Origin of the sequence: Rhodococcus sp. C3V, from assembly GCF_029269915.1 — a bacterium.
Lineage (GTDB): Bacteria > Actinomycetota > Actinomycetes > Mycobacteriales > Mycobacteriaceae > Rhodococcus_F > Rhodococcus_F qingshengii.
The window spans coordinates 336,922-347,566 of record NZ_JARJBE010000008.1 but is presented as its reverse complement, the minus strand read 5'-3'; the positions used below and the strand labels follow the sequence as shown (position 1 = coordinate 347,566).

10 protein-coding genes are annotated in these 10,645 nt (G+C 62.9%); 5 read left to right on the top strand and 5 right to left on the bottom strand.

The features are described 5' to 3' along the window. The first annotated feature begins 138 nt into the window (after nt 1-138). Nucleotides 139-564 (top strand): NUDIX domain-containing protein, encoded by a 426-nt coding sequence (locus P3G66_RS21930; protein WP_007730102.1) that lies wholly within the window; start codon nt 139-141, stop codon nt 562-564. On the opposite strand, the gene P3G66_RS21925 is transcribed toward P3G66_RS21930, so the two are convergent. The 3 genes from P3G66_RS21925 to P3G66_RS21915 all read right to left on the bottom strand — a co-directional run bounded on the left by P3G66_RS21925 (nt 521) and on the right by P3G66_RS21915 (nt 4,037). Beyond that, nucleotides 521-1,900 carry a hypothetical protein gene (locus P3G66_RS21925; protein ID WP_223304380.1) on the bottom strand — a complete coding sequence of 460 codons (1,380 nt, stop codon included), beginning with the start codon at nt 1,898-1,900 and terminating at the stop codon, nt 521-523. The genes P3G66_RS21930 and P3G66_RS21925 overlap by 44 nt on opposite strands. A gap of 67 nt (nt 1,901-1,967) precedes the next feature. Continuing rightward, complete coding sequence (locus tag P3G66_RS21920; RefSeq protein WP_276117102.1) at nt 1,968-3,392, bottom strand: hypothetical protein; 1,425 nt, start codon at nt 3,390-3,392, stop codon at nt 1,968-1,970. A gap of 9 nt (nt 3,393-3,401) precedes the next feature. Next, entirely contained in the window at nt 3,402-4,037 is a 636-nt protein-coding gene (locus P3G66_RS21915) for a TetR/AcrR family transcriptional regulator (RefSeq protein ID WP_003945046.1), read from the bottom strand. 128 nt (nt 4,038-4,165) lie between these two features. Here P3G66_RS21915 and P3G66_RS21910 point away from each other — a divergent pair, with 128 nt between their 5' ends. Genes P3G66_RS21910 through P3G66_RS21900 form a run of 3 tightly spaced genes read left to right on the top strand, consistent with a single transcriptional unit; the run spans nt 4,166 to nt 7,255 of the window. Continuing rightward, nucleotides 4,166-5,434: a cytochrome P450 gene (locus P3G66_RS21910; protein WP_276117101.1), complete on the top strand. Its 1,269-nt coding sequence runs from the start codon at nt 4,166-4,168 to the stop codon at nt 5,432-5,434. A gap of 46 nt (nt 5,435-5,480) precedes the next feature. Next, nucleotides 5,481-6,233: an isocitrate lyase/phosphoenolpyruvate mutase family protein gene (locus P3G66_RS21905; RefSeq protein ID WP_003945055.1), complete on the top strand. Its 753-nt coding sequence runs from the start codon at nt 5,481-5,483 to the stop codon at nt 6,231-6,233. A 2-nt stretch (nt 6,234-6,235) separates the two neighbouring features. Beyond that, entirely contained in the window at nt 6,236-7,255 is a 1,020-nt protein-coding gene (locus P3G66_RS21900) for a DUF2804 domain-containing protein (RefSeq protein WP_276117100.1), read from the top strand. Between the two features lie 88 nt (nt 7,256-7,343). Here P3G66_RS21900 and P3G66_RS21895 read toward each other — a convergent pair whose 3' ends face one another. Further along, nucleotides 7,344-8,582, bottom strand: coding sequence for an HNH endonuclease signature motif containing protein (locus P3G66_RS21895; RefSeq protein WP_276117099.1), 1,239 nt, complete (start codon nt 8,580-8,582; stop codon nt 7,344-7,346). A gap of 198 nt (nt 8,583-8,780) precedes the next feature. On the opposite strand from P3G66_RS21895, the gene P3G66_RS21890 reads away from it, so the two are divergent. Beyond that, nucleotides 8,781-8,933 (top strand): hypothetical protein, encoded by a 153-nt coding sequence (locus P3G66_RS21890; RefSeq protein ID WP_007733703.1) that lies wholly within the window; start codon nt 8,781-8,783, stop codon nt 8,931-8,933. Nucleotides 8,934-9,015: 82 nt separating this feature from the next. Here P3G66_RS21890 and P3G66_RS21885 read toward each other — a convergent pair whose 3' ends face one another. After that, entirely contained in the window at nt 9,016-10,638 is a 1,623-nt protein-coding gene (locus P3G66_RS21885) for an amidohydrolase (RefSeq protein ID WP_276117098.1), read from the bottom strand. Between the last annotated feature and the right edge of the window lie 7 nt (nt 10,639-10,645).

Genomic DNA, 10,645 nt, shown 5'->3' with positions numbered 1-10,645 from the left:
ACCTATCGGATTAACGAGACAATTCACCTTGTCGGAGAGGTTGTCTTTGCGTACATATTACCGGGCGTGGCAGTTTCGATGTGCAGCGAGTCGATTCGGACATCATCGGCACTAGCTGATACACGTAGGTTGGACGACGTGAATTCGTCGACACCCACCACGATCATCCGTACCGCTGCCCTTGCACACATTCGTGACCGCAAGCTGATCCAGACCCGCTCCGTGGGCAAGACGGCGTTCTACATGGCCGGCGGAAAGATCGACCCGGGGGAGACGCCCGAGCAGGCACTGCACCGCGAAATTCGGGAGGAACTCGACGTCGATCTGGTCGACGGGACGGTCACGTTCCTCGACGTCTTCGAGGCTCACGCTTTCGGACATTCCGCGGACACGGGCCTGCACATGAGTTGTTATCTGGCGGAGATGGCCGGAGACCCGCACCCGACCAGCGAGATCGCCGAGTTCCGCTACTTCACGCTCGCCGAGTACGCAGCGATGGACGAGGTGGCGCCCGGATCGCTCAAAGTGTTCCATCGCCTGGCGTCGATGGATCTGATCGACTGATCGGCGGAGGAACGGATCGATTGATCCGCCCCAATCGGAGACTCACGTAGGCGCAGACGGCCACGATGATCAGCGCCACGGCGTCGAGTATCAGAATGTCGGTCGAGATTTCGAACGGGCCGACCGTCGTGATGCCGTTGAAGGGCTTGTTCTCGTCGAGCGGCGTGTACGCCGTCCATCCGTAGTCGAACTGCGGATAGACGAGCAGGGCCAGCGCCGTCGGGCCGAAGATGACACCGAGTCCGACGAGTGCTCGCGACGCTCCGGTCCGCGGTGGCTCTCGGTACATCGCGCTGGCGATCGCGTATGTGACGACCGCAGCGGTGAAGGCGACAAGAAGATCGCTGATCGTGAGAACGTCACCGATCTTCGGCGACGGCGACGTGGCGTAGCTGACGATCCCGGCGACCGTGACCGTCAGGAGCAATCCGTAGCCGACGACTCGCGAGGGAGCGATCGCGCCGATCGCTGCCGCGGCGACGATGACGAGTCCGATCACGACGGCGGTGGAGGCGGGGGTTTTCGACCATTCCATGGCTTCGGTTGCGGGACGGTTCGCCGAGACCGCCGCCAGAGTTGCGACGGCAGCGGTACACATCAGCAGGATTCGACTGCCGTCGCCCAGCACCCGCGCGCAGATCACCGTGATCACCAGCGCGACGAGTAGTAGAGGCACCGCCGCCGTGACGGTGGTGATCTCGAACCACCAATTCGCAGCGACCCCGAAGAGAGTGAGCACCGCCGCGATAGTCACCGGTCGAACGGCCATCCGTTCCTTGGGGTGGTCCTTGTCGAAGTCGTGGAACCAGAACGCGGCGACGCAGGCGGCGGCCAAAGCGAGCGCGAGCAGTGTTGCCCCCAACACTGGTGGTTGAAACTGGTTGGTGTTGTCGGCGATGTAGTCCGCGTACCGCCGAGGAATAGCGTCTTCGTCGAGGAGTGAATCCGAGACATGCACGGCAACAATCGTTCCCGCGACGGAAGCGGCTCGGACCCGGGGAGCGGCAGCAACCGTGACCGCGCCGACAGCGACTCCCGCACCCACGGGTGAGAGTGCCTCGAAGTTGTGATCGTAGAGCCCGGGCAGTTCGAGTAGGAGTCCACCGAAGACCGTCATGGCCGCGGTCCGCAACCGGCAGCGGGCCATCATCGCGGCTGTCCCGACCGCGACCACAGCCAGAACGCCGGCGCCGATCGTCGAGATCGACCAGAACCTGTCGCCCGTCGAAATCGACGTCGACTGGCTGTTCACGAACGGTGCCAAGGCGACGACGGTGACGACGAATGCCGTCACGCCACTCAGCGCGACGAGCAGCGTCCTGCGGGCGATGGGCACTGCTCCAAAATAGTCAATCCGGTACCAGTTGCACCGCAATAGCAGGTCTCAGTCCGGTGACGGTGTGTCAGTCGACTGGCTCCGGTTCGATCCGAGATTCCGTGGTGTCGACGGGTGGATGGGACCGTCGGAGGATCGCTGCACCGCAGAAGCCGATGATCAAGGCGAAGAGGATTGCAGTGCCGACGGTCTGAGGGGTGACGTAGTCGACGGTGATTCCGACGCCGCGTCCGAATAATCCTCCGTCGCCGTGGGGAGAGACCGCATCGATATCGAGCTGGCCTTGGATGTATATCGACGTCATCATCGGTGGGAAAGCGAGCTGATCGGTGAGAACAGCGATCGACGAGAAGGTCATTGCGGCAAAGGGAATGGCGAGTCCGAGTGTGGCGTCGACCAGGCTGCCGGGAGCCAGGGCACCGAACAGCAATCCGGCGGCGAGGCCCAGTGCGGCGATCTTCAGTGCGATTGACCAGACACCGTGCGCGGAGTCGAAGGGCAGTAGTTCTGACAGCGGTACCGCAACGAGAACGACGATGGGAACGAGGTTTGGCACCTGCTTGTGCAGTCGCAATCCGACGGCGACCGGCAGGGCTGCGAAAAGCACCAGTACCCAGGGGGACTTCAGGTCTCCCCAGTGGCCGGAACCCTTCGCGATGTCGACGAACAGCGGAGCCGACGCAGCGGCCAGAGCGGTTGCGGCCCAGAGGAACTTGCCACCAGCACCGGAGGTGTCGCCGAGACGGTAGGCGGCGATCCATGTCAACGCGAGCGCAGCGCCCGCTGCCAAGACCATGACGATCCAGGCAGTTGCCTCGGACGCGTACTGCTGGCGATCGATCACGGCGCCGAGCACTCGATGCCCGATCGCCAGCGCGGCGATCACCACGAGCGCTATGCGGATTTCGCCCGCGTCGGGCTTGCGGATCCGGAAGCCGGATTGCGCGGTCACTGCACAGGCGATTGCTGCTGCGGCCGTGGCGCCGATCAGCCACCACGACGGCTCACCTACCGAAGACGTACTCATCCGGCCCGTCCCGCCGGCGAACGTGCGAACCGCGAGGAAGGCGGCAAGCACGCCGAGGAGGGTGGCGTTCTTCGTGGCGGTGCGATCCCAACTGACGGCAACCACACAACCCAGAATCGCACCGGCTGCAACACTTTTGACGATGATCAAGGCGATCAGCAGGTCCAGTGACGCAACCTCGGGCACGACTGCCCGAATGATCGCGATGACGGCGACCCCGACGGTGATCGCGATCCAGGCTGCCCGACGGGAGCCGCGACGCTGTGAGAGTGCGCAGGCAAGCACGGCAACCACGGCGCCGAGCCCGACAGCGGTGGGTCCACTGCTGATCCAGCGATCTACTTCCGACGGAGAGGCCACGATGGCCCAGTCACGGAGAACCGGATTGGTCAGGGCCAGCGCCGCGAGTATCCCGGACAGGAGCGCAGCGACGGTGGTGAGGATCGCTCGAAGATCGAGTGGCATCGGGCCAACCTATCGCGGTGCCGCAACATCGGTCGTGGGCGGCGTGAGTGCCGGAAACCAGATGTCGGTGAGAACGTCTGCTGCGACGTCCGCACCCGCGGTGATCGCGCCCTGTTCCGCCCAGCGAATGAAGAAGCGCTCGACTTGTGTCAGCAGGAGTTCGACCCGGAGTTTCGCCTCGTCGTGTCGATTCTGCGGCCAACGGGCGAGGTACGACGGCATCGCGTTGGGCAGTGCAGAGATGCCTTCGCGGGCCAGTGTGCGGAACTCGGGTTCGAGGACCATGGCCTCGTCCCACGCCCGCATCATGTGGTGGTGATCGCGGCACCAGTCGAGAGCGCGGTTGATCCAGCCGGCGAATTCTTCGCGCGAACCGGAATCGAGTACGTGGTCGAGATCCTGGAATATGGCGAGGGTGCTGGATACGACGGTGTTCGAGCCGAGCGCCTTGAGGATGTCGATCTTTCCGGGAAAGTGCAGGTAGAAGGTGGCTCGGCTGCAACCGACCCGGCCGGCGATGTCCTCGACGGTGACAGCCGCGTATCCGCGTTCGGTGAAGAGCGCGCCGGCGGCATCCACGAGGTCTGCGCGGGTTCGCTGCTTCTGCTTCTCTCGCAGCGTCAGTCTGCCGGAGGTATCTGTCATTACCAGGATCCTAGTGCTGCGGGGGCTCTCACGGGTCAGTTGCACGAGACTCTCCGTCTTTCACTTGACAGTCCGTTAGTGAAAGCTACTCTGTGGTGTAGCGCACATTCGACCGATCAGAGGACGCCATGACCATCTCGGACACAACACGCACGCCTGACCTGCCGGCCGGATTCGACGTCACCGATCCTGCTGTCCTCGGGGAGCGGATCCCTTTCGAGGAATTCGCCGAACTGCGTCGCAACGCACCCGTGTGGTGGTGTGAGCAGCCGCCGACGGTCGGTGGATTCCAGGACGAGGGCTACTGGGTGGTCTCGCGTCACGCTGACGTCAAAGAGGTCAGCCAGCGCAGCGATGTGTTCTCGAGCTGGGAGAACACCGCGATCGCGCGCTTCGCCGACGACATGCCACGTGAGGCCGTCGAGATGCTCCGGCATCTTCTGCTCAACAAGGATGCACCGGAGCACACCAAGCTCCGCAAGCTGATTTCGAAGCTGTTCACGCCTCGCGCGATCAACGGCATGCGCGACGAATTGGACCGTCGTGCACGGAGCATCGTCGACACCGCTGTGAGCGAAGGCCCGGGCGACTTCGTGAAGCAGGTTGCCAGCGAGCTGCCGCTCCAAGCGATCGCGGATCTGATCGGTGTACCGCAGGACGATCGGGACAAGCTGTTCAAGTGGTCCAACGAGATGATGGGCTACGACGACCCGGAATACCAGGGTGATCCGGCAGTCGCGTCCACCGAGGTCCTCGGATACGCGTACCAAATGGCAGACGCACGTCGTACCTGCCCGGCAGACGACATCGTCACCACTCTGGTCCAGGCCGACATCGACGGCGACTCCTTGAGCCCGGAGGAGTTCGGGTTCTTCGTGCTCATCCTGGCGGTCGCAGGGAACGAGACCACTCGCAACGCCATCACGCACGGAATGATCGCGTTCCTGGACAACCCCGAGCAGTGGGAGCTGTACAAGAAGGAACGTCCCAAGACGACGGCCGACGTGATCGTCCGTTGGGCGACACCCGTCACCGCCTTCCAGCGCACCGCGCTCGAGGACACGGAATTGGCAGGAGTGTCGATCAAGAAGGGGCAGCGCGTGGTGATGCTGTACAGCTCCGCGAACTTCGACGAGGACGTCTTCGAGAACCCGATGACGTTCGACATCACTCGTAACCCCAATCCGCACTTGGGCTTCGGCGGAACGGGCGCGCACTTCTGCATCGGTGCCAACCTCGCTCGTATGGAGATCGACTTGATGTTCAACGCGATCGCCGACAACGTCCCGGACATCACCAAGATCGGTGATCCGCGCCGTCTGCGCTCGGGTTGGATCAACGGCATCAAGGAGTTCCAGGTCGATTACAAGAGCACAGGCTGCCCGGTCGCTCACTAGAGTCGGTAGGTGAGAGGTACACCCCACGATCTCGAGGAGCCACCGCATGACTTCGATCAACGACAAGGCAACTGCTCTATTGGCGTTGCACCAGCCAGGTAATCCGGTCATTCTCCCGACGGTATGGGACGCGTGGTCGGCGAATCTTGCGGTGGCTGCCGGTTTTGCAGCCCTGACGGTAGGCAGTCATCCGGTTTCCGATTCCATCGGCAAGCCGGACAACGAGGGCATCACCTTCGACGAACTTCTGCACCGGATCAAGCAGATCACCGGTGCGGTCGACGCCCCGATCTCGGTGGACATCGAGGGTGGTTACGGGCTCGAGCCGGCAGTTCTCATCGACGGGTTGATCGATGCCGGCGCTGTCGGACTCAACATCGAGGACACCGTTCACAGTGAAGGCGGACGCTTGCGCGAGGCGCAGGAGCACGCCGACTTCGTGGGTGGGCTTCGTCAGGCCGCCGACGCAGCCGGAGTTCACGTTGTCGTCAACGCGCGCACCGACCTGTTCGTGAAGCAGGTCGGTGACGAGGCCGATCGCGTCGATCGCGCCATCGCACGCCTCAAGCTGGCGGCCGACGCCGGCGCCGACGTTCTCTACCCCGTCGGGCGGCATGACGACGCGACCCAGCGCCGCCTGACGTCCGAACTTCCACTTCCGATCAACGCGATCGGAATCCCGGACCAGGACGATCCGGCAAGTTTCGGGCCGCTCGGAGTGGCACGTGTGAGCTTCGGTCCGTTCTTCCAGATGGCATTGGCCAACCGTGCGAACGAGATCTTGGGACGCTGGAAGTAAGAATGCAGACACTGATGTCGCCCGGCCCGCTTCTCGACGATGGCGGACATTTGGTCGAGACGGGTTGGGCCCCATCGGAGATTCGCAAGTATCGACGCTCTGCGATCACCGCTCCCAAGTTCCGGATCAAGGAGTGGGACTACTACTGCGTTCTCACTGCGGATTACGGCATCGCGCTGACCGTCGCCGACAACGGGTACATGGGCTTGCTCGGAGTCTCCTGGCTCGATTTCCGAACACCACACGAGATCACCGAAAACGTGATGCTGCCGTTCCCGATGGGAAGGCTCGGTCTGCCCGAAAGCGCGGACGAAGGTGATGTGGTGGTGTCGAAAGGTAAAGCTCGCTTCGAGTTTCGCCATGTGGACGGTGGGCGCCACCTGATTGTCGACTACCCGGCTTTCGACGGTGGGCGAGGTCTTCATGCCGATTTGTTCCTGGCGAGTCCTGCCGATGACCGGATGGTGATCGCCACACCGTTTCCGAAGGCGTCCCGTTCGTTTTACTACAACCAGAAGATCAACTGCCTGCCCGCTGCCGGGACCGTGCGAATCGGGAGCGACGACTTCACATTTCGCTCGGAGGACTCGTTCGGCGTTCTCGATTGGGGCAGGGGAGTCTGGACTTACGACAACACCTGGTACTGGGGTTCTGCATCCGGACTGGTGAACGGCGAGCGGTTCGGATTCAACATCGGGTACGGCTTCGGCGATACTACGGCGGCCAGCGAGAACATCGTGTTTGTCGGAGGGCGGGCACACAAACTGGACAGGATCGACTTCGGCATCCCGCAGGGAACGTACGACGGCGCTCCGTGGAACTTCTCGAGCAACGATGGTCGCTTCGAGATGACTTTCGAGCCGATCATCGACCGTGCCGCGACTTTCGACGTCGGGGTGCTGCGTTCGATTCAGCATCAGGTGTTCGGAAAGTTCTCCGGCACAGTAATCCTCGACGACGGTACCTCCGTGGTGGTTCGAGATCTCCTCGGATTTGCCGAGGAGGTTCGGAACCGCTGGTAGGCCGTACGTCTCCGCGAAGATGGCGGAACGCAGCATGAGCACCGGGGCATGATCGTGCCCCGGTGCTCGCGTCTCGAGTTGTTTCACTTCAGGCTGCTGTCGGTGGGCTGTTCCCGCCGATCGGCTGCTGATACGGATCGATCGACATCGGTGGATAGAACACTGTTTTCCGATCCGGCCCGATCTCCACCCGCCATTCGGTGTGGTGCATCGTCCGGTGGTGATGACCGCACAACAAGATCAGGTTGTCGAGATCCGTTGGGCCACCATCGTTCCAGTGAACAATATGATGGGCATCGCACCACCCCGACGGTGTCCCGCACCCCGGAAACGCACACCCACCATCCCGAACCGCAAGAGCCCGGCGCTGCGGAACCGTCGCCGTTCTCGCTTCCTTACCGCAGTCGAGCGGAACACCATTCGCATCCAACAAGATCCGCGTCACGGTGCAGTCGCACGCCAACATCCGCGCGGTATCGATACTGATCGGGCCCACCCAATCCGCCCACGCAAACCCGAGTTCCTCCGTGGACGGCAGGAGGTCTTTCAACGCCTTGAGGTCGGTCATGTCTTTCGCCGACGCAGTCACCGTGATGTGCGGTTTCACCCCGCCTTCGATCGGACCCAACCCCGCCCGCTCGTACCGCCGCAGTAGTTCGCAGAACCCGTCCGCACGCCGCAGCGCCGGAGTACGGGTGTCCTTCACGCCGTCCTTCTCCGGTATCGGCGCAGACAGGCTCGACAACAACGTGATCAGACGCGCCCCGTTCACCGCATCCAAATCACCCTTCACGGTCACCCGCCCGTACAAGCCTTTCGAGGCGTAGAACTCGTTACGCTCCGAATCCTCACCCACCGGAACGCCGTCCTCACGCTTGCCGTACTGCTTCTCGATCCGCCGGATCGCCGCCCGCACCGCATCGCAATCCACGATGTTCTTCGACGCCAACCCCAACAAGATCCCGCGGGCCTTGTCGACATCCGCCGGCGTCATGTTCTTCGGTGGATGCTGACAAAACGACGCCACCTGACGGGCTTTCAACGCATCAACGTCACCGCGGTGAAACGCATCGCCCACCACGGGTTCGAGCATCAGCAACCGCGCCAACCCGACCAGCAGGCTGCATTCGCCGATCTCCAGATTCGTCGACCCGTGCAACCACTGTGCGATCGCCCGAAAACCCTTCCCGCCGAGAACGTCCCGGGAAAACATTTCGACGATCAGCAACACCATCCGCGACTGCAACTCGTGCCGGGCGCGCACCAGATCCAGAACCTCACTCTTGAGGCCCTCACCATCCAGCTGCCACGCTTCCCGACTGTCCATGCTCAAAGTCTAATCGAACAAAGTTTCGAACACAAGACTTGAATCTCGAAAACTGTTCCTATGCAATAATTTTCGACAATTCCGATTTTTGGGACTTTTCGGATCTTCATTCGATTTGCGGCAGGCAATCTCGACTACCTCATTGCATGGACTCTGCTGACGCCGAGCACTCGGCATACATTCCGGCTTCATGTTGACGTGGACGAGGGCACTTGGACGCGTGGCCGCGCATGGGCTCTGTCGATTGCATTGGTTGCCTTGCCGTACTACCGCGACACGAACGAGCAGATCACGGCCTGGGCGAAACATGCGATTGCCCAGGTCGTTGACGACGTCCACACCGAACTCTGAGACCACCCAGCGTCGTTTCCGTTCTCGCAACGATCCTTGGAACTCGAGCAGGGAGGGCAACAGTCTTGTCCGCGGCGACCGATCAGTCGATCGCGCTCAGGTCCCCGTACACCGTCCGGCCCTCCAGGACGGTGGCGAGCACCGTGATGTCGGCCAGCTCGGCCGGCTCGACGTCGAGGGGATTTGCCGACAGCACAACCAAATCCGCGTAGGCGCCGGGAAAGATGGACCCGATGTGATCTTCGCTGAACAGCTGCCAAGCGGCGTTGACCGTATGGGCGCGCACGGCGGCGTCCACGGGGATCCGTTCCTGGGGTGCGACGACGCGACCGCTGGGCGAAAGCCTGGTGACGGCGTCCTGCATGTTTCGTAGCGGATTGGCGGGGGTGACGGGACCGTCGTTGTGGAAGGTGAACCGTTGCCCGGCCGCGAGTGCAGATCCTGCTGCGGCCCAGACGGATCCGTATTCGGGGCCGAACAGGTCATCCACCAGAACGTCACCCCAGTAGTGCAAGTGGTCGATGAAGATGCTGACCGTGACGCCCAGTTCCGCTGCGCGGGCGAACTGATCCGGACGCATCGCGCCGACATGTTCGAGGCGCAACCGGTGATCGGGCCGGGGGTGCTCCTTCAGAAGCTGCTCCCACGCGTCGAGAACCATGGTGATCGCGTCGTCGCCGTGGGCGTGGCACGCCATCTGCCACCCCTTGGCGAAGTAAGCGGAACTGATGTCGTGGATCTGTTCGCCGGTGTAGTTGGCATGCCCGTGCGTGCAGGCGATCCCGAGCGCACGGGTGGCTTCGGTATCGAGATACGGGAAACTGGTGGCGATGTTGCCGACCCACGGCGAACCGTCGGACCAGACCTTGATGCCGATCTGGCACACCAGGTCGTTTCCGTCGCCCGGCGACGCCTCGGTAGTGCGTGCGTCGTTGGACATCTCGTAGAGCCGCAGGCGGGTGGTGAGGAGTCCGGCGTCGGCTATCGCTGCCAGGGCGGGCCGCATCTTGGGGTCGAACGACAATTCGGCGATGGTGGTGATTCCCGCGGCGTTCAGCCGGGCGCATTCGGCCGCCACCAGTGCGGGGAAGTCGTCACCGATGGTGACTGCGTGGCCCGCGACTGCGAACACCGCAGGCATTTCGTACGCGGCTCCGTCGAGTGCGCCCGTCGCGTCGTGGCCGTACGATCCGCCGATCGGATCGGGGGTATCGCGGGTGATGCCGGCCTGCACTGCTGCCGCCGTGTTGAAATACGCGACGTGTCCCGAGTTGTGCATGATCACGAGGGGGTACTCCGGCGCTACGGAGTCCAGCCAGTCGATGGTCGGGTCGGGTAGGCCCTTCTGCAGCAACGGGTCCCAACCGTTCAGAGAAGCGCCGGCAGCACCTCGCGAACGAACAGTGTCGACGACGGCAGCAACTACGGCGTCCGCCTCGGCGATCGTGACAGGCCGGATGTCGACGACGTCAGGCCCGAGAACGATGGCTTCTTCCAAAGGGTGACCGTGTGGCTCGATGAACCCCGGCAGAACAGCGGCACCTCCGACGTCGACGACGCGGGTATCCGGCCCCACCAGTTTCTCGACGTCCGTGCGCGCGCCGACGGCTGTGATCCGGCCGCCCGTCACGGCGAGCGCCTGGGCGCGTGGTGATTCCTCGTGCATGGTCACGATGTCGCCGTGCAGAACCAGATCAGCAGCCATGGTCAGT